Raw genomic sequence first — 19,873 nt, 5'->3', positions numbered from 1 at the left:
AATTTCGGAGCCGACCAGCTTCTCCATTTCAGGCCATTCTGTTTCATGAACAATTTGTGCAGCAGTGGCAATCTGCTCATCACTGAGTTCGACGACATCAATGCCTGAATCTCGCACTTTATCCAGGAATTCTTCACTCAAGCTCTGAGCCTCATCCCAAGACCACAGCACAGTGTCGTCGGCAGCGCTCTGTAGTAAGTCGCGGTTCTCCTCAGAAAGTCCTTCCCACCAGTCTTTATTCACTAGCCAGAAAGCAGTTTCAAAGTAGTCATTGGTAAGAATGTTCGTTTCCAGAACATCTCGCTGCTGGTAAGTTTCTACTGCAGTCGAAAAGGCTCGGGCATCGACTGTACCTAGCTGTAGGGCGGTATAGACCTCTGAGAGTGGAATAGGTACTGATGCGAAGCCAAGGTTACGGAAGCGGTCAATGGCGATAGGGACAGGTGGTACACGGACCTTAATATTGTTGCCATCTTCGGGGAAGTTGACAGGGACTTCTCCTACGCCTTTGCGGATAACAAGGGAGCCAAAATCGGTAGGGATAATGCCGATAGTATGCAGGTCGAGATCATGAAATATGCTGTTATAGACTTCTAGCATTTCGCCATTAGGCCCATAGACATCCCGAGCGTCTTCCCAGTTCGAAACAACATAACCAAGCCATGAGAGGTCGAGGCGTTCGTCAAATTCCGAGGCACCCCAAGTCAGCGTCATCGGCACAACGCCTTGCATGGATTGCTCAAATAGAGACGTCCAGTCTCCTAAATCACCACCTTGGTGGTAGGCAATCTGAAACTCCTCACTTTCCTGAATCTCGTCGATAAAACGCTCAGAAATAGCGTGGAAGATATGATCGCTTGGCATGGCATGTGCCAATATGAAGCGCTCATTAGCTTGCGCTTGGGACGTAATGCCCACGCTCGCCATAGCAACGGCTGCAATCGCTACGCTTGTGCGAATCTTCGTAAGCGGTAATCTTTTCGGCATCTCTACTACTCCTTTCTTGTACTTTGTTTATTAAGAAGAGTTTTATAGTATATATTAGCTTAATAGACTGGGTGTTGAGCTTTAGTGCATGGTTTTTAGTTCTTGAAAATTATCCGCTATTGCTGTTTATGTTTTCTAGATCTAGATAAAGATTAAAGCCACCTTTGATCAACTTCTAGTTAATCAAAAATAGATTTACCCCTCCTGTCACTAATAGGTTTTTTTGATTTATATCAAGCTCTTCAAATAACTTGACATTGCGAAGTTCAGGCTAGGGTAAATAATTTTTATTTTAAATAAGTATTTGATTAATCTAACGTAAGGTTTTGTTTAACATAGTTGGTTTTTGGCACGTAATTACCCCGTCTCTATTATGCTTAAGTATTAGTGTTTGGAGAGGTGCTGATCAGTTTATTCAACTCATCAAAATATGTTTCCAAAACTAAATTAGAAAACCCTCCTTTACGGGTGATGGCGCTGTAACCTGTGAAGTAATGCCATTTATTGGGTGGCAGTGCTTTCATCTGCCCGTCGCGTACCCATCGCTCAGCATAATGAGTGGGTAGGTATCCGATATAGCTCCCAGACAGTATAAGAAAAGCAACGCCCTCGCGGTCGGTCGCTGACGCTGATGCTTTAAGCGGTTCATGCATTGCCTTTATTTCTGGTGTTTGGGCATAAGCGGGTACAACAGCGTCGTAATGTGGTAAGTCTTCTTCCGTAATATTGTTCGCGTGAAATAGTGGGTGTTCAGTCGAGCAGTAAAGTCTTGAGGTTTCTTCGTACAGTGTCAGGTAGTCAAGCCCTGGTAGAGTTTTGAGATTAGGAATAACGCCGGTATGTAAGCGTCCATCAAGAACGGCTAGCTCAATATCACTAGGCGGAATCATGCGAATGTTGATACGAACATCGGGGCCTTTCTCTTTGAGTGCATTAAGCGCATGAGTTATATGCATTTCGGGCATGGTTACTAGGTTATCGGTAATACCAATGTTGAGCTCACCTTTGAGCTGGGCATGCAAGCCGTTGACTTGAGTGCGAAATCCCTCAACTGCCGCTAAAAGCTGTAGAGACAATTGGTAAACTTCAGAGCCTTCATTCGTTAGGGCAAAGCCACTACGGCCACGTTGACAAAGGCGGAGGCCAAGTCGTGTTTCCAAGTCATTCATTGCCATGCTAATGGCAGCACGGCTAATGCTTAATTCGACTTCAGCCGCTGAGAAACCCCCGCATTCCACGACTTTTCGATAAATTCTGAGGAGCCGAAGGTCAGAGTCGCTTGGTTGCCCCATTGGCGCTACTTTCCGAAGTGCCATATTTTTCTTGCTCCTTACCTACACAGTGAGATTTATGTAACCCCCATCGTAGCGTCATCGTGCTTAAAAGTTAAGTAAGTAGTTATTTGAAATAAACTAGTTGTTTATTTAACTTATCAAAGAGGCGTTCTAGGCTGGTTTTCTAAACCCCATTAATGACAAGACTCTATAGAGGGTAATAGATATGTCAGCTCAAGAGTTTTCCCCTACTGCTGGGCTCAGCGTCGAGCAACTCGACGCATACTGGATGCCTTACACCGGCAACCGTCAGTTCAAACGCGACCCGCGTATCATCACCGGTGCCAAGGGCAGTTATCTCACCGATGCCCAGGGTCGCCAGGTTTTTGACGGCCTCTCCGGATTGTGGACGTGTGGCGCTGGGCACTCTCGCCCAGAAATCGCCGACGCGGTAAGCAAGCAGTTGCGCGAGCTGGACTATGCACCTGCTTTCCAGTTCGGGCATCCCAAGGCGTTTGAACTTGCTCATCGTCTGCGTGAGCTGACACCTAAAGGTCTGGATTACACCTTTTTCACCGGCTCGGGTTCCGAGAGCGCCGATACGTCCTTGAAGATTGCCCGCGCCTACTGGCGTAAGAAAGGAAAACCCACCAAGACCAAGCTGATCGGGCGTGCCAAGGGCTATCACGGCGTCAATTTCGGTGGTTTCAGTGTGGGCGGTATTGGTGCCAATCGGGCGCTTTATGGGCAGGGCGTCGATGCTGACCACCTGCCCCACACCCTGATTGCTGAGAACGCCTTCACCCGTGGCATGCCCGATCGCGGTGCCGAGAAGGCCGACGAGCTGCTTGAGTTGATCGCGCTGCACGACGCTTCCAATATCGCCGCGGTGATCGTCGAGCCACTGGCTGGTTCCGCAGGGGTAATCCCGCCGCCGAAGGGGTACTTGCAGCGGCTGCGCGAGATCTGCGACCAACACGATATCCTGCTGATCTTCGACGAGGTGATCACCGCCTTTGGGCGCATGGGATCTATGACCGGTGCCGAGGAGTTCGGCGTCACTCCCGATATAATGAATTTCCCAAGCAACTGACCAACGGTGCGGTCCCCATGGGCGGCGTGATCGTTCAAAGTGAGATTTATCACACCTTCATGGAGCAGGGTGGTGCCGACTACATGCTTGAGCTGCCCCATGGCTACACCTATTCCGGGCACCCGGTGGCCTGTGCCGCAGCCCTATCGGCTCTGGACGTGCTCGAGCAGGAATGCCTGATCGACCGCGTGCGCGAGATGAGCCCAGTCTTCGAAGAAGCGCTTCACGGGCTTAAGGGCACGCGTTATATCAGCGATATCCGTAACTATGGACTCGCTGGCGCCTTGCAGATCGAACCCTACCCTGGTGAGCCGGCCCGCCGACCCTACGAGATCGCTATGAAGTGCTGGGAAAAAGGCTTCTACGTGCGCTACGGCGGTGACACCATTCAGCTCGGCTTGCCCTTTATCGTCGAGCGTGAGGAGATCGACCGCGTCGTCAATGTGATAGGCGATGCCATCAGCGAACTGAACTGAAGCTCTTACTTCTGCAGACTAAACCGACAGACCCAACAAGAGGCAACTCATGACAACACTCGGCCATCTGATCAACGGTGTGCGTGTCGACCGCGAAGAGCGTACCCAGGATATCTTCAACCCCTCCGTCGGCGAGGTTGCCGGCCAGGTGAGCTTGGCGAGCAAAGCTACCGTCGAGGAGGCCATTGCCGCTGCCGAGGCCGCCTATCCGGCCTGGCGTGACACCCCGGCCGCCAAGCGCGCCCGGATCATGTTCCGCTTCAAGCAACTGCTGGAAGAGCATGCCGACGAAATCGTCCGCCTGGTCGGCCAAGAGCACGGCAAGATAGTGCATGATGCGCGGGGCGAACTCGCCCGGGGTATCGAGAATGTGGAGTACGCCTGCTACGCCCCGGAGCTGCTCAAGGGCGAGCACAGCAAGAATACCGGCCCCAGCATCGACTCCTGGAGCGAGTTCCAACCCTTGGGCGTGGTGGCTGGCATCACGCCGTTCAACTTCCCGGCGATGGTGCCGCTGTGGATGTATCCCATGGCCATCGCCTGCGGCAACACTTTTGTTCTCAAGCCCTCCGAGCGTGACCCCAGCTCGGCACTCTACATTGCCGAGCTGGCCCAAGAGGCGGGGCTGCCCGCCGGCGTGATCAATGTGGTCAACGGTGACAAAGAAGCCGTCGACACTCTGCTCGACGACCCGCGCGTGCAGGCCGTCAGCTTCGTCGGCTCCACTCCGATCGCTGAATACATCTACTCCCGGGCAAGCGCTAGCGGCAAGCGTTGCCAGGCCTTGGGCGGCGCCAAGAACCACGCCATCGTCATGCCCGACGCCGACATGGACAACGTGGTCAACTCCTTGAACGGGGCGGCCTTCGGTTCGTCGGGCGAGCGCTGCATGGCGCTTTCCGTTGCGGTGGCCGTGGGCGACGAAGCCGCCGATACGCTGATCGCCAAGATGCAGGAGCAGATGAAGTCGCTCAAGGTCGGCCCCTTCTCCGACAAGAGCAACGATTTCGGCCCGGTGATCACTAAGGCGCACCAGGAGAAGGTCTGCGGCTATATCGACAGTGCCGAACAGCAGGGCGCCACCATCGTGGTCGATGGGCGCGGTGTTCAGGTGCCGGGGCACGATAATGGCTTTTACGTGGGCGGCACCCTGATCGATCGGGTGACACCCGAGATGACCTGTTACCAAGAGGAGATATTCGGCCCGGTACTACTGGTGGTGCGCGCCGGTTCCATGGATGAGGCGATGAAACTGATCGACGATCACGAGTATGGCAACGGCACTTGCATCTATACCCGCGATGGGGAAGCGGCACGTTATTTTAGCGACCGTATTCAGGTTGGCATGGTGGGCATCAACGTGCCGCTACCGGTGCCGGTCTCCTACCACAGCTTCGGCGGTTGGAAGCGTTCGTTGTTTGGCGACCTTTCCGCCTATGGCCCCGATGCGGTACGTTTCTACACGCGGCGCAAGACGATCACCCAGCGCTGGCCGTCGGCCGGGGTTCGTGAGGGCGCACAGTTCTCTTTCCCCTCCTGATCGAGCCGGGTCTACCAATATCAGCGCATGACCGGAGGGTCATGCGCTCGGCCTCCTAACAAAAAGAGATAATGATCATGCAGATTGCTATTTCCAAGGAAATCAAAACCACGAATATCGTGTCGCCTTGACCCTCGCCGGCGCCCGCGAGCTGGTCAGCCGTGGTCACACCGTCACCGTGCAGGCCGGGGCAGGAGAGGGCGTTGGTTTCGCGGGTGCTACCTATGAAGCCGCAGGCGTCCGCACCGAGGCTGATGTGGCTAAGGTGTGGGGCAGTGCTGAGCTTATACTCAAGGTTAAGGAGCCGCAGTCCGAAGAAATCAAACGCCTCAAGGGGGGCCAAACGCTGTTCACTTACCTCCTCTTGGCCGCCGAGGAAGCCTTGACCCGGGGCCTTATCGAAAGTTGTGCCACCTGCATCGCCTACGAGACCATCACCGACCGTCAGGGCGGCCTACCTTTGTTGGCTCCGATGAGTACGGTTGCCGGACGCATGGCTGCGCAGCTTGAATTATTTACGCAATGTATGTGCCCATCATAGTCGGTTGTGGAATCGCAATATGACGGACCAGCCGCGTAAGCCCGCCCATAGTGAAGCCTCTCTATTTTCCCTGGGCTGGCAAAACTCCCATGTTCAGGCGCGCCCTTTCCTACTGTTCTGTATTGTTCAGTACCTATTGATGACGGTTAACCCGACGAGCACTTGGTGGGCTCGCTTATCAGAGTTGTTAAGCAGTTTCCCAGATTTGCGCGAAGCAGGGCTAAATCTAAAAGGCATGGGAATTATAGAAGGCTGGGAGCAGTGGGAATGGGAAGCAAGGCAATAAAAAACCCCTAAGCAATGCTACTGCGTGGCAGTCTCACCGATAGGGGCCGTGTTGGCGTAAATACTAGGCCCTCACGTTTCGAAAGGCAACACTTTTTAACACCTGTAGGGTGGCAAATTACTATGGCCATTGAGCAAGGAATCTGGAAGCTCGCGAACACTCCTGGCGCGCTTCCACAAAAGCTGCTACCAACGGGGCTGGCGGATGAAAGCCTGCTGGAAGAGCAGATTATGCAGGATGTCTCAATTCTGAATCGGGACTGGCTGCTGATCGGCCGTCAGGTGCGTACCGGCTTTGGTAAGCTGATCGATCTACTGGCCGTAGACGCCAACGGCACGGTAATTGTGATAGAGCTAAAGCGCGATAAAACCCCGCGTGATGTCGTCGCTCAGGCTATCGACTACGCCTCTTGGGTGGTGACACTTGCCGATTACCAGTTGATTGATATTTACCAGCAGTTTGCCGAGTGCTATGGGCGTACGCTTGTCACTTTGGGCGAAGCCTTTGAGGCCAAGTTTGGTATGGCGCTGGATAGTGTGACACTCAACGAGAGCCATCAACTGGTCGTGGTCGCTACGCAGTTGGATGCCAGCAGCGAGCGCATTATCAACTACCTGAACGAACACGCCCAGCTGTCCATCAATGCCATGTTCTTCTCCGCGTTTGAAGATAACGGCAATCGCTATCTCAGCCGCGCCTGGATGATTGACCCTGATGAGCCGCCTAAGCCGGTAGCACGTAAAGCCAATAAAGAACCGTGGAACGGCGAGTTCTACGCCTCATTTGGTGACGACCGGCCGTGGGAGCTTGCTCGGCGCTTGGGTTTTATCGCCGGTGGCGGTGCTACGTGGTATTCCAAAACGCTGGCAATGCTTTCAGAAGGCGACCGGGTGTGGGTCAATATCCCTAAAACAGGTTACGTGGGCGTTGGAGAGGTTATCGGCGAGCGCAGCCAGGCCACGGAATACCCGTTTGAAACGGAAAACGGCCCCAAAACGTTACTCGATATAGTGCGTCCAGATGATTACCCGCACTTGTATCAAGAGCTTAATGACGAGGAAGACAACGCTGAGTACCTGGTGCCGGTGCGCTGGCTCTATACCGTCGAGCGTGCGCAGGCGTTCAGCGAAGTGGGGCTGTTTGGTAATCAAAATACGGTGTGCAAGCCTACCGCGCCTAAGTGGTCGCATACGGTTAATCGGCTTAAGCAGATGTGGCCGTTAGATGTTCGTTCTCCAGCTTGATGCTAATTCTCTAGATACAGTAATTACACCCTCGGAAAGTGCCTTAACGCTCACCAAGGACGTGCCTGATTACCACCTCAGCCCGATACCCAGGCACGTTTCACCACTAAAAAACTACTGACTAGCAGTAGGCCGCACCACAATATCGCTGGTGTCGACGTCGTCAGGCTGGTTGATAGCATGGGCGATGGCGGCAGCAATGGCCTCGGGTTTAAGGGCAATCTGGCGGTAAGCTTCCATGGCCTCGGCGGCTTCCTTGTCGGTGATGGTGTTGGCCAACTCCGACTCCACAACGCCGGGATAAACGCAGGTGACGCGCAGGCAGTTGGTTTCCTGGCGCAGGCCGTCAGAAATGGCGCGCACGGCGTATTTGGTCGCGCAGTACACGGCGGCGGTGGGCACGACACTCAGCCCGCCGATGGAGGAGATGTTGATAACCTGCCCCGCCTGTTGCGCCTGCATGGTGGGAAGAACCGCCGCGATTCCGTTTAGTACGCCACGAATGTTCACATCGATCATGCGGTTCCACTCATCTACCTTGAGCGCTGCCAGCGGGGAAAGTGGCATAACGCCTGCATTATTGATGATGACATCGATGCGGCCATGGGTGGTGATCGCAAACTCGGCAAACGCCTGCATATCTTCACGGCTAGTGACATCCAGGGCCTGGTAATCAACTGTGCTGCCGTTGGCACACAATTCGCGCGCCAGTGCTTCCAGTCGGTCGGTACGTCGCGCACCAATAATTAGGCGATGGCCTTGCTTGGCCAGTTCGCGGGCCGTGGCTTCACCAATACCGCTGCTGGCGCCGGTCAATAAAACAACTTTAGAGGGGACGTTCGATAGGCTGGTCATGCGTTTTTCCTGTTGTGGGAAAGTACAGGGAAAGCGTAGGGGATGCCCACGAACGGCAATATAGACGATCCTCTTGCATGCTTGCCTAAAGCTATTAATTGGCGGGCTGGAGGCAGGAAACTGACCCAACAGCCTATACTATTACTCTTATGTTGGCTCAGACACTGGCAGTCTCAGTGGCGATCAACGAGGGCGAATAGTGAGAGCATTGAACGAGGTTGCTCATGGTAGCGAGTAGCGATGCGGTAGTGCAGCGCCGGATAATCGAACGGTTATATCAACTCGCCCCGCGCGAGGGATATACCCAGTCGCTGGTGGATGAGGTGCGCCTGATGCGCTCAAACCGGACGCTCAAAAACACCCCGGTGCTATATGAGCCGAGCATCGTCATCATCTGCCAGGGGCGTAAGCGGGGCTATCTGGGCAGCGAAGTGTATCTTTATGATGCGCATCACTATCTGGTGCTAGCGGTACCTCTGCCGTTTATTTCAGAGACAGAGGCGAGCCCTGACGTACCGATGCTGGGGATTGCGATCCGCCTTGATACAGCGGTCATTGCAGAGCTTGTCACCCAGCTGGATGAAACGGTCGATGTTCAGCCAACCCCACCCCGCGGCATGCTTTCCACACCGCTTGATCAATCGCTTGCCGGTGCAACGCTACGCTTGCTGGATGCGCTGGCAACGCCTGCGGATGCACGCATTCTAGCACCGTCCATCGTGAGAGAGATTTGCTACCGGGTACTGACCGGCGAGCAGGGCGGAAGCGTTCGCTCGGCGTTATCCCACTATGGGCAGTTCGGGAAGATAGCCAAGGCGCTACGCCGCATCCATGTACATTACGCCGCTCCGCTGGAAGTGGGCACGCTCGCCCATGAGGTGGGAATGAGCGCTCCGGCGTTTCATGCGCACTTCAAATCCGTCACTCAAACCTCGCCTATCCAGTACATCAAATCGACGCGCTTGCACCATGCGCGGCTGTTGATGATTCGTGATGGATTGACCGCCGCTGCTGCGGCGAGCCGGGTAGGCTATGAAAGCCCTTCCCAGTTCAGCAGGGAGTTCAAGCGGCTATTTGGTCAGCCACCTGCAGAGGAGGTGCGCGCTATGAAATTGAGTCTGGCGTTATCACCGCCTGCTCCTATCACCGATATCGCTTCATTGCATTGAGAACGATACGATGCCAGATGCTAACTCATTAGCACATTTTATAATCTCTCAGCCTATACGAGTTACCAATGAACATACTCGATAAACGCGCCTTCTACCTGCTGGAAGTAAGCAGTTGCGGCGGTATTCGCGCGGCGGCTGAGCATTTGCATATTAACCCCTCCGTGGTGAGTCGGCAGGTTCGCAGCCTTGAGCGAGAGCTGGGAATGGCGCTATTAGAGCGGCAGGGGCGCCATATGATGTTAACCGAGGCGGGGCTGCTGGTGGTGGATAGCTTTCTTGCCCAGCGGCGGCTCAACTCGGAGCTGGGGGATACGCTTTCCCGGTTGCGCAATCTACAGGCGGGGAAGGTCGTGGTTTCGGTGGGCGATGGGTTTGTGGATAGCTTTATCAACTACGTGATGAAGCGCGTCTCCGAACATTACCCGGACGTGCTGATCGAGATCAAAACGGGCATCTACTACCCCCGTGAGCCCCACGAGATGGTGGCCAACGACGAGGTGGATATTGCGATTACCTATGGGCCAATCTCGGATCCGAGGCTGGTGGTACACTCCTTTGAGCGCGGCCCGCTATGTGCCCTGGTGGCACCTTTTCATCCGCTGGCCCGGCAGGAGAGTGTTACGGTAGCAGAGCTTTTGCAGCACAAGCTTATTTTTCTGCCCGATGTATCGGGGTCGCAGCAGTTTGTAAATGCGTTGTTTAGCGCCGCCGGGCAACCCGCCACGCCCGCCTACCGTTGCAACCTGCATTCTGTTTCACGGCGCATGGCGAGTGCCGGTATTGGGGTGTCGTTCATGACCGCGGCGGCTGCACGCAATGAGGTGGACGAAGGGCAGCTCAGAGCAATTCCCGTGGCGCACCCACTGGCAGCCAGCAGTCAGGGCAATCTGGTAAGAAGAGTCGGCAGAAGGCTTTCACCCGCTGCCGACTATTTATGGAAGCTGATGCTGACGATGCAGTAATCAGTTCGCCATCATGTAAACGCCGGGGCCGATCGGCCACCCCATGGCTAGCCAGAACATCAAAAAGGCGGACCAGGCGAGCAGGAAGGTAACCGCTAGCGGCAGCATGGTGGCTATCAGCGTGCCCAGCCCCATGTCCGGCTTGTAGCGCTGCATGTACACCAGGGCAACCGAGAAGTACGGGCTCATGGGGGAAATGATATTGGTGCTGGAATCACCGATGCGGAACATGGCCAGTACGAAAGCGGGGTCGAAATCGATCATCATCAGCATCGGCACGAATACTGGGGCCATCAGCGCCCACTGGGCCGAGCCGCTGGTCATGAACACGTTGAGTACCGCACTCATGGCAATGAATGCCCCCACCAGCGGCAGGCCGGTAAAGCCGGTGCTCTGCAGAATGTTCGAACCCTCGATGGCAATGTACTGACCAAGCTCCGACCAGCGGAAGTAGGCGATGAACTGTGCAATGGCGAAGAACAGCACCAGCGTGGGCGCCAAGTCGCTTGCTGATTCGGCCATGCGCTGGGGGACGTCGCGGCTGGTCGTTATCTTGCCGGTGGTAATGCCGTACACTAGGCCGATGGTCACGAAATAGCCAAACATGAGTGGCACCAGCGAGCGTAGGAAAGGTGACGGAATTAGCCCGCCCTCTTCGTTACGCAGCGGGGATGCTTCAGGAATAACGGCAATCAGGATCAGCGCCAGATAGATCAAGGTGGCGAAGCCGACCCGCTTAAGGCCTAACTTCTCTTCCGGTGTTAACTCCGGCTTGACGATATCCGTCTTAAAATCCTTGCTCATCGGCAGCGTGCGCGTGAGCCGCGGTTCAACCACCTTATCGATAATCAGCGTACCCGCAATGGCAAGCACGAATACTGAGCAGGCCACAAAATAGTAGTTATCAACTGGCGAAATATAGGCATCAGGATCGACCAACCGTGCTGCTTCGGTAGTGATGCCGGCAAACAGCGCGTCCCCGACAGTAATAAACAGGCTGGCATCAAAACCTGCACCGGCGGCGGCGTAGGCTGCGGCAGCGCCCGCAATAGGGTGACGGCCCACCGAGTGATACAGCATGGCGGCCAGCGGTATCAAAATCAGGTAGTTGGCATCAGAAGCAATACTGCCGCAGATGCCCGCCAAAAATACGCAGAAGGTTAGCAGTGAGGGCGGGGCTTTGGCGACGCTTACCTGCATCAGCGTCGACATCAGGCCGACCTTATCGGCCAAGCCAATACCGAACATCACCACCAAAATAAGCCCAAGCGGTGGGAAATTGACGAAGTTACTGACCACACTGGTCAGCATGAATTCTAAACCATCGCCTGATAGCAGGCTTTGGACATAGACGGTGTCGCCGGTTTGTGGGTTGATCGCCGAGACGCCAAACGTGGCGAGCATGGCTGAGATAACTACAACCACTACGGCGAGGATGGTAAATAGGATGAACGGATGAGGAAGTTTGTTACCTACGCGTTCAATAGAAGCGAGTACAGACTGCATAGTGTTAACCCTTGTTTTTAGAAATTTTTTGGTTGTAAAAAGGTTGTCAGCTGCGTAACAGTAGCCCTTTTGCTAAAGCAACAAACATGCCACCTGCTACCTGTAATATGTTGTCGTTAAAGTCGTAGTGTTCGTTGTGAAGATAAGCGCTGTCGCCGTTACCGACGAAGAAAAAGCAGCCAGGCACTTCCTGTAGGTAGAACGCAAAGTCTTCGGCACCCATGGTGGGCATGTAATCCAACTGCTGAATGTCGTTACTGACTACATATTTGGAGGCGAGTGCTAACACCCGTTCAGACCATTCGGGATCATTGGATAGTGGTGGAATCTGGTGAATGTGTTCAAGTTTGAAGCTGGCGCCATGGGCATCACACACGCCTTTAGTGACCTGCTCAAGCTTGCCAGCCAGCGCATCGCGGGATGAGGGGCGGTCACTTCTAATATTCACCACGAGCTCTGCGGCGCCGGGGATTACGTTGGCTGCATCGCCTGCATGAAAGGACGCTACGGTAATCACACCGGATTCCAAGGGTGATTTGTGACGGGCCACCAACCCTTGCAATTGTTGTACTAGCGAGGCGCCAACGTAGATCGGATCAATGGCCAAGTGAGGCATGGCCGCATGGCCAGAGACGCCCTCGATGATGACTTTGAACGTGTCGTTGCCACCCATAGCCGGACCGGGCTTTACGAACAGTTGGCCTTCAGGAAAGCCGGGGCGATTGTGGTAGCCAAATACGGCTTCCACTCTAGGGTTTTCAAGCACCCCAGCCTTGACCATCGCATCCGCACCGTTGCCGCCTTCTTCCGCTGGTTGAAAAAGCAACTTGAGATGCCCACACAGTTCATCACGCTTTTCCATGATGACTTCGGCGGCGAGTAGTAGCGTGGCGGTGTGTCCGTCATGTCCGCAGGCGTGCATAAGACCTTCATTCTGCGAACGATGGCCAAACGTATTGGCTTCGTGAATAGGAAGCGCGTCCATATCAGCACGAAACGCGATCACAGGACCTTCGCGGCCGGTATCCAGTTCCGCCAGGATCCCTGTTGTCGCAATACCCTCAGTTACCTTGTAGCCAAGCGCGCGTAATCGTTCGGCGGCTAGCTTGGCGGTTTGGGTTTCTTGGTATTTAAGCTCAGGCTGCTTGTGGAGAGTTTGTCGCAGAACGATTGCATCTTGTATTTGCTTATCGGTAAACATTGCCTGTCCTTGCCGTTATTGATGTGCCTATTGGCAACGTTATTAGGAAGACTAACCCTAAGTGACTTCACGGGTGGAAAGGAGAAGCAGGAACGTTATCTTTGTTGCTTTTTGAGCAACATTTAAATTAGATCCATGGTTTTAGTGCAAGATTTAGAAGTTATGTAGCTCAATAAAAAGCCGCGCAATCGCGCGGCTGCCTCATTTACTCTAAACCCCTTAAAACTCAGTCCTCAACGTAAGCGAGGCACTACGTGGGGCGCCGTAAGCCGTAGCGGTTGTAGTAGCGTTGGTCGAGCAGGTTGTCGACGTTAAGCGTTACGCTGGTTTCATCGTTGATATCGTATTTTGCCATGGCGTTAACGATGGCGTAGCCGGGCCAGTTGACGGCAGTGGAACCTGTGCTGACGCCGTTTGTAGGTTGGCCTGCCGGGCCTGATATCGCATGGGTGTTGCTTTGCGCGTACACACCGCCGCCGAAGGTCATGCGGTTCAAGAAACCGGACGGTTCATACGTAGTGGAAAGCTTGAACAGATGCGATGGGTCGCTGCTGCCATCCGAGTCCACACGGCGGAAGTGCAGGTAAGTGTAGCCACCGTAAACATTCCAGTTGGGCGTCAAAGAGCCGGCGATCTCCAGGTCGATGCCATCGGTTTCATAGCTGTCGCCCACGATGGGTTTAACCGTGGCGCCGCTGGTGGTTTCACGGGTTTGCGGCGTGAATGTGCTGGTGTAGCTTGCATATAGCGAGTGATTGTCCGTGAGGTCATACACCACGCCCGCGTAGGGGTTACCACGCCGTTTTCGTGCTGACTTGAGTGATCACTTGTGCGCAGTATCGTCATGGCGCATCGCGGCAGATTGGCGCTCAAAAACCGAACCGGTGGCGGGCTACGTGTTGTAATGGCGCTACCCGCCTGTGCTGACACGTCAAGGGAAAGCGCCTCTTGATGCGTGTGGCTTCGGCGCGGGGATAGGGCTTGAGATGAGCGGGGCAAGCGTAAGAATTAGCGCAGCAGCAGGTCTTCCTTAATGGGAATAAACGCGCTCGCTTCGTTCATTAGTGACGCAGCGGTGAGCTGGGGAACGCCATACACCTCTACTTTTTTCCCATACTTGATGCGAATTTTATTCACCAGCAAGTCAAAATCGCCATCACCCGTTACCAGTACGATAACGTCGGCGTGCTCTGCGTACTCAATGGCATCCAGCGCAATACCCACATCCCAATCGCCCTTGGCAGAACCATCGGCGCGTTGAATAAAGGGCTTTAGCTTCACCTCAAAACCAATGGCTCTGAGTATATTTTGAAACTCGCGCTGTTTCTTATCGCCTTTATCAATGGCATAGCAGAACGCACCCACCACGTCTCTGCCCGCGGTGGCTTGCGCCCAAAACCGGTTGTAATCAAAGTTTCTCCGATATGCATCCCGCGTGGTGTAGTAGACGTTTTGTGTATCAATAAAGATGGCGACGTTGGTCATAAATATGGCTCGTTGCGGACTATCCCATCATGCGGGCATGTTGGTCCCATAGAATCCAGATCGTACCGGCCACGATGATAAGCACGATCAGCGTGGTGAAGAGAATACGCTTTAGAGCGTCCCGGTGCGATTTAGCCTAGCCAATATGTAGGAAAAAGCGCAGATGAACAATGATGCGCAACAGTGCGAGCACACCGAATGCCATAAGGGCAGGCATCCCTGTTAGCAGGCTTAGGGAGATGTTTGCACATGACTCACCCTGACTGATCTTGCAGGCAAGTGAGCGCTGGATAGGCCATTCATGCTGGGCAAGTCATTCATGAAACGCCCCGCCATGTTTCGTCGGCGGGCGTTTCATGAAAGGGTCTCAGTAGCTGTGATGCGCTAATGCGAATGTATTACTTTCCTCGGTGACCTTAAAGCGACCTACCATGCTGGCCATGTCGCCTGCTTGGTCGTCCAGTGAGCGGCTCGCTGTGGCGACCTGCTCGACCAGCGCAGCATTCTGCTGAGTGACTTCTTCCAGCTGGGTTAACGCCTGATTAATTTGCTCAATGCCTGATGACTGTTCGGTGGTTGCTGCGGATATTTCTGACACCAAAGCAGCCGTATGCTGAGCACGTTCTGCAATGTTTTTTAGCGTATCGCTTGTTGAGGTAACCAGTTCTTCCCCGTCTTCTATACTTTTAACGTTATTGTCGATCAGCTTTCGAATCTGCTTGGCTTCTTCTGCACTTCGGCTTGCCAGGTTACGTACCTCTGAGGCTACCACTGCAAATCCACGCCCTTGCTCCCCGGCTCTTGCGGCTTCTACGGAGGCATTCAAGGCTAGGATATTGGTCTGGAAAGCGATGTTATCAATGGCTTCCACTATCGCGGTGACTTGCTGATTGGCTTCATGGATCTGCTCCATCGCCATACGCGCCCGTTCGGCTATATCGTTAGCGGAATTTGCCTGGCTTGCCATGTCCTGTGTAGAACGACGTGCTTCCTGAGCCGTATCTGCACTTTGCTTCACGGTGGCCGTAATCTGCTCCATGCTGGATGCCGTTTCCACAAGCGACGCAGATTGCTCTTCGGTGCGCTGGGCAAGGTCTGCATTCCCCTTGGCAATCTCCTTGCTGGCAACTTCGACAGACTGAGCACCCTGCTTGATGCTGGCCACCAGCTCTTCCGTTTTAGCCGTTGATTCGTTGAACGCCTGATAAAGCTGTGACAACTCATCGCTTCCTGGAATCGCCAAGCGCTGAGTCAGATCTCCTCCACGTGTCTGGATGTTTTCAAGCGCTATTTTTAGCGGGCGTACAATACTGCGGACAATGAGCACAGAAAGCAGAACCGCTAACAGAGCCGCCGCTAAGGAGCACGCCAGATAATACGCCAGCTCGCTGACCGCGTTGTCACGCAAGCTCTGGGCTGTTTCAAGCAGAAGATCGGCCGCTTCTCGTCCTACTTCCGCCTGGCTGTCAATCAGCATGGTTTGTTGGTCAAACCACTGCTGGTGATTGATATTGAAATCTCCAGCCGTGCCTTGCTCCACCGCGGTACGTCGCATGTCAGCAAGCGTTTTAGCAAGATCACTTTCCAGTATAGCTGCCAGCTCGCTCTGCAGGCTGGCATTGGAAAGCTGATTAAACGTTTTAAGGTATGCTTCTGATCGGCCTGTGATCGACAGCAAATTGGCGAACGCGGTAGAAGACATGGCGTCTGCACTAAAAGCGGTTGTTAACATGGCCCGCTCAATACCCGCTAGTTCTTTTATGTTTAACAAATTGTAATAAGCATTGAGCTGTCGAACAATTTCTCCGCGCTCAACGCTAAAGGTAAGTTGGCTGACAATGTTGATTAAAAAATCATTAATGTCCGTATAATAACGGTTGGATTGATCGCCTGGTATTTCCAGCCTGTCGGCGCGCAAACGGATTGTGTTTATCTCATGCAAAATTTGTTTAGCTTGAACTACCTGCTCTTGAACGCTTGTGTCATCTTCATAAAAGATAAGATTTTCGGTATAAAGATTGAACTTCTCAATCTGTCCATCGGTCACCTTGCGCTGGCTAGGCAGCTCAGTGCGAAAGTTTTGCCCGCGGCTGCCTAAAAAGGCGGCTGTCATACCACGCTCGCGCTGAAGTTCATGAACCAGGTCACCGGCATACTGGCTCAGTACCGTCATCTCCTGAAGATGATTCATTTCAGACACAATCGCTTTACGTTCTAAAATACCTGACACTGCTAGCCAGGTCATGGCTAGCAATGGCAAGGCGAGAACCAGAATAAACTTACGGCCTATAGTAATACGGTGTAATACCTTCAGCATTATGTTTTCTCACATGAAAAGGATAATTTATGACAACGACGTTGAAAAGCTGACCATAACCTGCGCGTGTGCCTGTGCATTAATGGCTTGCTTACTTTTATCGGCAATGAGCGTTATAGCTGAAGCCATGAGGGGAGAAGATGATTTTAGGCTTGATCTAAGTCAAATTTAGTTAAAAATCAGACTTGTCTATCTTGACGGTAAGTTTTTATGACTTTTTTGAAGTCTATAGTTGATGTGTTTAAAGTGATTTTTATTTTTTCTTATCAGTTGTTTCTTTTTTTAATGGTGGCGTCGCTGTTAGATAGCAAGGTGTCGTAAAGGAGATGGTGGGGCGATGTGCGATCTAAGTGGCATGTTGGTGGGTGTTAACGTCGTATGTTTAATGTCTGCTCACTTGGTTATCTGAGTGGATAGAGAGCAAAGAAGATCAACATTACATGTTAGATAGTTCACCCAGAGAGCTTCTTCATATCAAAAGTGACCAAAACTCGCGAGGTGATAAATAAATGCTGATCTTGAAAGGCGGTTTGATGTGGCAAGCCGCCCTAATAGATAAAGTAATATAGTTAATTGTTTGCCTGCCGTGACAGGATTTCAACAAAACGCTGGCGTGCCGGTGCAGGCAGGTTGTCGGGCAGATCCTCTTCCGTCGCGGTGGTATCGCCGACTTGAATCAGCATCACCATGCCCATGGTGTAATGTGGCGAGCACTTAATGCCCCAAATGCCCTCGGCATTCAGTGTTACCTCAATCTCTTCGTTAATATTGCCTACAAATGCCTCGCCGCCTTCGGGGATCATGCCGTCAATGGTGGCCGCATTATGCCCCGGGGCGGTGGCTAGAAATTTCACCGTATCGCCAGGTTGAACAATAAGATAGTCCGGTGCGAAAGGCATTGGCCCGGTATCATTGCGGTTCAGCATCTCAACGGTATGTGTGTTGGCTAGAGCCGCCAGCGGTAGCAGACCAAGCAGAACAATAAGTCGTTGCATCATTTTCATAGTGAGTAAGCCCATACATTAATGAGTAAGAAGCGCGCCCTTGGGGCACGCTCAATGTGGCGGCGCAATGCCTCACGGTGATAGGTCAAATTCCGCTAACTGGTTGGCGAGTGCTTCCAGCGCAAAAATAGCTCGAACCGAGGGGTCCATCGCATGGGCATCAATCTCAATAATGCGGCCTTGTTGCACGGCTTCGGTCATGCTGGTGACAGGGTCTGACGCAAGATACGCCCGCTTGGCGGCAATGTCGTCGGCTGGGAACCGACGGCGATCCATTCTGGCGGCAGCAATAAACGTGGGATCACTTCTAACAATGGTTTCCCAACCGACGGTGGGCCACTCCTCTTCTGATGTCACGACGTTAGCGATGCCCAGCTTCGACATCATCCAGCCGGGCACGCTATTAACACCTGCCACGTAAGGGTCGATGCCCAGGTCGGCGGAGGAGTACCAAAACACGCCGGTAGTATCGTCCGGTAAATCAAGAGCCGCCGCTTTTTCGATGGCCGCAGCTTCACGCGCCTTCAGTTCGGTTATCAGCTCGTCACCGCGTTCGGCAACATCAAACATCTGCGCAAGCGTCGCGATGCTGTTGTAAAGCAGTTCGGTATCAAACAGCGTTGTGCGGGCGCCGTCCATGCTCTGGTGGTTGCTTTTGCCAATACACTCCGTGGGCATGGTCCAGCTGGGAATGCCCACATCGGCAAACATCTCAGGCGTACCGACCACGCCTGCGGGTCCAATCATCCACTCATAGGCAGATATCACCAGGTCGGGCTTGGTAGCCACCACGCTTTCGTAGCTTGGTGCATCATCCGCCAACCGTTCGACATTAGCGTCAATGTCAGCAAACTCCTCCAGTACCGGGTTAATCCAGAGTGCGGTGCCAGCAACCGTATCTTCAAGGCCCAGCATGTAAAGGATCTCGGTGGGCGCTTGGCCGATACTCACTACCCGCTCAGGGGGCGATTCTAGTGTGATCTCGTGCCCGCAGCTTTCAAGCGTCAAGGGGTAATCGGTGGCGGCATTGGCGGTTTGCCCAAGCCAAAGGCTGGCGACAGCCGCCGTGGTTAATCTCAACATCATGTACACTCCCGTGCATGATGAGCAGGCCGCTGGCGTGTAGCTGGCTAAGTAGCCAGCCGAGCCGACCCGCTCGATGAAGGTTAGGGTGTCGGCAGGTCTCCTGACTGACGGGTCGTCGCTAGCTCACCTTCCCAGACATAGCGTCCAGTGGCATTGTCGAGCATCGCTCGCCGCCTACAGTTGCGGGGGCAGTTCCGTTTCGCGGCCAGGCCACGGCGGATTCTCTATTAGGTTCTCGAAAGAACACCGACGTGGCTATTCTAGGGGGTAACGATGAGGCTTAACATGGTTAAAATTAGCCTGGGATCACCTCTTTCTGGTTGCGATAAGCGCGTGGCGTACCTAACTTGAGGGGAAACTTCCAGGAGCAAGGATGCCATGGCTAGCTACCCCGCCTCATCAGTATTTGATACCCAACGCTCGCTGTGGGCAGCCATTCTGATGGGAATTGGTGTCATGGCCGCTGTCGATGAAATCGTCTTCCACCAACTGCTTCAATGGCACCATTTTTTCGATTTCTCCACACCTGCGTTTGGGATTCTCTCGGACGGTTTGCTGCATGCCTTTGAACTCCTTGCCATCGTGGTTGGGGTGTTTATGCTGCTTGATCTTTCCCAGCGCAAACGGTTGTCGATCCCATGGGCTCAAGCGGGCTTCTTTCTGGGGATGGGCGGGTTTCAGCTTTTCGATGGTGTTATTAACCACAAGATTTTACGCCTGCACCAGATTCGCTATGGGGTTGATCCGCTGATGTATGACGTGGTGTGGAATGGCGCGGCGATAGGATTATTGTTGGTAGGCGTCTGGCTGCTTTTTCGCGCCAAGCATTTGGCGCGTCGTTAAG

The 19,873-nt window shown here is 53.5% G+C and carries 16 protein-coding genes, 2 pseudogenes and 1 riboswitch; of the genes and pseudogenes, 8 read left to right on the top strand and 10 right to left on the bottom strand.

Annotated elements, in window-relative coordinates; translation table 11 throughout:
- Both dctP and ACT3R4_RS09175 read right to left on the bottom strand, forming a co-directional pair.
- Positions 1 to 987, bottom strand: a 987-nt coding sequence (gene dctP / locus ACT3R4_RS09180) for a TRAP transporter substrate-binding protein DctP (RefSeq protein ID WP_496201210.1), incomplete at its 3' end; no start/stop codon positions are given.
- 377 nt (positions 988 to 1,364) lie between these two features.
- Entirely contained in the window at positions 1,365 to 2,303 is a 939-nt protein-coding gene (locus tag ACT3R4_RS09175; protein WP_087110764.1) for a LysR family transcriptional regulator, read from the bottom strand.
- Between the two features lie 184 nt (positions 2,304 to 2,487).
- On the opposite strand from ACT3R4_RS09175, the pseudogene ACT3R4_RS09170 reads away from it, so the two are divergent.
- From ACT3R4_RS09170 to ACT3R4_RS09150, 5 genes and pseudogenes are all read left to right on the top strand, one after another.
- Positions 2,488 to 3,830 (top strand): annotated as a pseudogene (locus ACT3R4_RS09170) (aspartate aminotransferase family protein).
- Positions 3,831 to 3,879: 49 nt separating this feature from the next.
- Positions 3,880 to 5,370 (top strand): CoA-acylating methylmalonate-semialdehyde dehydrogenase, encoded by a 1,491-nt coding sequence (locus tag ACT3R4_RS09165; protein WP_087110768.1) that lies wholly within the window; start codon positions 3,880 to 3,882, stop codon positions 5,368 to 5,370.
- Positions 5,371 to 5,447: 77 nt separating this feature from the next.
- Positions 5,448 to 5,875: pseudogene (locus tag ACT3R4_RS09160) on the top strand (alanine dehydrogenase); the annotation flags it as partial.
- A gap of 55 nt (positions 5,876 to 5,930) precedes the next feature.
- Positions 5,931 to 6,197, top strand: a complete 267-nt coding sequence (locus tag ACT3R4_RS09155) for an Abi family protein (protein WP_176372233.1) — start codon at positions 5,931 to 5,933, stop codon at positions 6,195 to 6,197.
- A 122-nt stretch (positions 6,198 to 6,319) separates the two neighbouring features.
- Positions 6,320 to 7,441, top strand: a complete 1,122-nt coding sequence (locus ACT3R4_RS09150; RefSeq protein WP_087110770.1) for a DUF8606 domain-containing protein — start codon at positions 6,320 to 6,322, stop codon at positions 7,439 to 7,441.
- Positions 7,442 to 7,555: 114 nt separating this feature from the next.
- Here ACT3R4_RS09150 and ACT3R4_RS09145 read toward each other — a convergent pair whose 3' ends face one another.
- The gene (locus ACT3R4_RS09145) at positions 7,556 to 8,296 is read right to left on the bottom strand and encodes an SDR family oxidoreductase (protein WP_087110772.1); all 741 of its coding nucleotides are present in this window, start codon (positions 8,294 to 8,296) and stop codon (positions 7,556 to 7,558) included.
- 224 nt (positions 8,297 to 8,520) lie between these two features.
- On the opposite strand from ACT3R4_RS09145, the gene ACT3R4_RS09140 reads away from it, so the two are divergent.
- Together ACT3R4_RS09140 and ACT3R4_RS09135 are read left to right on the top strand one after the other, a co-directional pair.
- Positions 8,521 to 9,465, top strand: coding sequence for an AraC family transcriptional regulator (locus ACT3R4_RS09140; protein ID WP_087110774.1), 945 nt, complete (start codon positions 8,521 to 8,523; stop codon positions 9,463 to 9,465).
- Between the two features lie 68 nt (positions 9,466 to 9,533).
- Positions 9,534 to 10,430, top strand: a complete 897-nt coding sequence (locus ACT3R4_RS09135) for a LysR family transcriptional regulator (protein WP_087110776.1) — start codon at positions 9,534 to 9,536, stop codon at positions 10,428 to 10,430.
- On the opposite strand, the gene ACT3R4_RS09130 is transcribed toward ACT3R4_RS09135, so the two are convergent.
- The 7 genes from ACT3R4_RS09130 to ACT3R4_RS09100 all read right to left on the bottom strand — a co-directional run bounded on the left by ACT3R4_RS09130 (position 10,431) and on the right by ACT3R4_RS09100 (position 19,029).
- Positions 10,431 to 11,936, bottom strand: a complete 1,506-nt coding sequence (locus ACT3R4_RS09130) for an AbgT family transporter (protein WP_087110778.1) — start codon at positions 11,934 to 11,936, stop codon at positions 10,431 to 10,433.
- A 46-nt stretch (positions 11,937 to 11,982) separates the two neighbouring features.
- Entirely contained in the window at positions 11,983 to 13,137 is a 1,155-nt protein-coding gene (locus ACT3R4_RS09125; RefSeq protein ID WP_087110780.1) for a M20 metallopeptidase family protein, read from the bottom strand.
- Between the two features lie 250 nt (positions 13,138 to 13,387).
- Entirely contained in the window at positions 13,388 to 13,912 is a 525-nt protein-coding gene (locus ACT3R4_RS09120) for a TonB-dependent receptor domain-containing protein (RefSeq protein WP_217883886.1), read from the bottom strand.
- Between the two features lie 233 nt (positions 13,913 to 14,145).
- Entirely contained in the window at positions 14,146 to 14,622 is a 477-nt protein-coding gene (locus ACT3R4_RS09115; RefSeq protein ID WP_441678560.1) for an NYN domain-containing protein, read from the bottom strand.
- 367 nt (positions 14,623 to 14,989) lie between these two features.
- Positions 14,990 to 16,939: a methyl-accepting chemotaxis protein gene (locus ACT3R4_RS09110; protein WP_441678562.1), complete on the bottom strand. Its 1,950-nt coding sequence runs from the start codon at positions 16,937 to 16,939 to the stop codon at positions 14,990 to 14,992.
- Positions 16,940 to 17,508: 569 nt separating this feature from the next.
- Positions 17,509 to 17,934, bottom strand: coding sequence for a pseudoazurin (locus ACT3R4_RS09105; protein WP_225733914.1), 426 nt, complete (start codon positions 17,932 to 17,934; stop codon positions 17,509 to 17,511).
- An 81-nt stretch (positions 17,935 to 18,015) separates the two neighbouring features.
- The gene (locus tag ACT3R4_RS09100) at positions 18,016 to 19,029 is read right to left on the bottom strand and encodes an ABC transporter substrate-binding protein (protein WP_087110786.1); all 1,014 of its coding nucleotides are present in this window, start codon (positions 19,027 to 19,029) and stop codon (positions 18,016 to 18,018) included.
- A gap of 73 nt (positions 19,030 to 19,102) precedes the next feature.
- Positions 19,103 to 19,295, bottom strand: a riboswitch (cobalamin riboswitch).
- A gap of 112 nt (positions 19,296 to 19,407) precedes the next feature.
- Between ACT3R4_RS09100 and ACT3R4_RS09095 the strand changes: the two genes are divergently transcribed.
- The gene (locus ACT3R4_RS09095) at positions 19,408 to 19,872 is read left to right on the top strand and encodes a DUF2243 domain-containing protein (protein ID WP_087110788.1); all 465 of its coding nucleotides are present in this window, start codon (positions 19,408 to 19,410) and stop codon (positions 19,870 to 19,872) included.
- The last annotated feature ends 1 nt before the right edge of the window (position 19,873 follow it).

Origin of the sequence: Halomonas sp. AOP7-E1-9, from assembly GCF_052376035.1 — a bacterium.
Classification (GTDB): Bacteria; Pseudomonadota; Gammaproteobacteria; order Pseudomonadales; family Halomonadaceae; genus Vreelandella; species Vreelandella citrativorans.
This window is presented reverse-complemented; position numbering and strand designations above follow the sequence as displayed.

What these genes read in the sequence shown, in the direction of transcription:
- ACT3R4_RS09175 (WP_087110764.1), bottom strand. Translation starts at nt 2,303, where the DNA reads ATGGCACTTCGGAAAGTAGCGCCAATGGGGCAACCAAGCGACTCTGAC.
- ACT3R4_RS09165 (WP_087110768.1), top strand. Translation starts at nt 3,880, where the DNA reads ATGACAACACTCGGCCATCTGATCAACGGTGTGCGTGTCGACCGCGAA.
- ACT3R4_RS09155 (WP_176372233.1), top strand. Translation starts at nt 5,931, where the DNA reads ATGACGGACCAGCCGCGTAAGCCCGCCCATAGTGAAGCCTCTCTATTT.
- ACT3R4_RS09150 (WP_087110770.1), top strand. Translation starts at nt 6,320, where the DNA reads ATGGCCATTGAGCAAGGAATCTGGAAGCTCGCGAACACTCCTGGCGCG.
- ACT3R4_RS09145 (WP_087110772.1), bottom strand. Translation starts at nt 8,296, where the DNA reads ATGACCAGCCTATCGAACGTCCCCTCTAAAGTTGTTTTATTGACCGGC.
- ACT3R4_RS09140 (WP_087110774.1), top strand. Translation starts at nt 8,521, where the DNA reads ATGGTAGCGAGTAGCGATGCGGTAGTGCAGCGCCGGATAATCGAACGG.
- ACT3R4_RS09135 (WP_087110776.1), top strand. Translation starts at nt 9,534, where the DNA reads ATGAACATACTCGATAAACGCGCCTTCTACCTGCTGGAAGTAAGCAGT.
- ACT3R4_RS09130 (WP_087110778.1), bottom strand. Translation starts at nt 11,936, where the DNA reads ATGCAGTCTGTACTCGCTTCTATTGAACGCGTAGGTAACAAACTTCCT.
- ACT3R4_RS09125 (WP_087110780.1), bottom strand. Translation starts at nt 13,137, where the DNA reads ATGTTTACCGATAAGCAAATACAAGATGCAATCGTTCTGCGACAAACT.
- ACT3R4_RS09115 (WP_441678560.1), bottom strand. Translation starts at nt 14,622, where the DNA reads ATGACCAACGTCGCCATCTTTATTGATACACAAAACGTCTACTACACC.
- ACT3R4_RS09110 (WP_441678562.1), bottom strand. Translation starts at nt 16,939, where the DNA reads ATGCTGAAGGTATTACACCGTATTACTATAGGCCGTAAGTTTATTCTG.
- ACT3R4_RS09105 (WP_225733914.1), bottom strand. Translation starts at nt 17,934, where the DNA reads ATGCAACGACTTATTGTTCTGCTTGGTCTGCTACCGCTGGCGGCTCTA.
- ACT3R4_RS09100 (WP_087110786.1), bottom strand. Translation starts at nt 19,029, where the DNA reads ATGATGTTGAGATTAACCACGGCGGCTGTCGCCAGCCTTTGGCTTGGG.
- ACT3R4_RS09095 (WP_087110788.1), top strand. Translation starts at nt 19,408, where the DNA reads ATGGCTAGCTACCCCGCCTCATCAGTATTTGATACCCAACGCTCGCTG.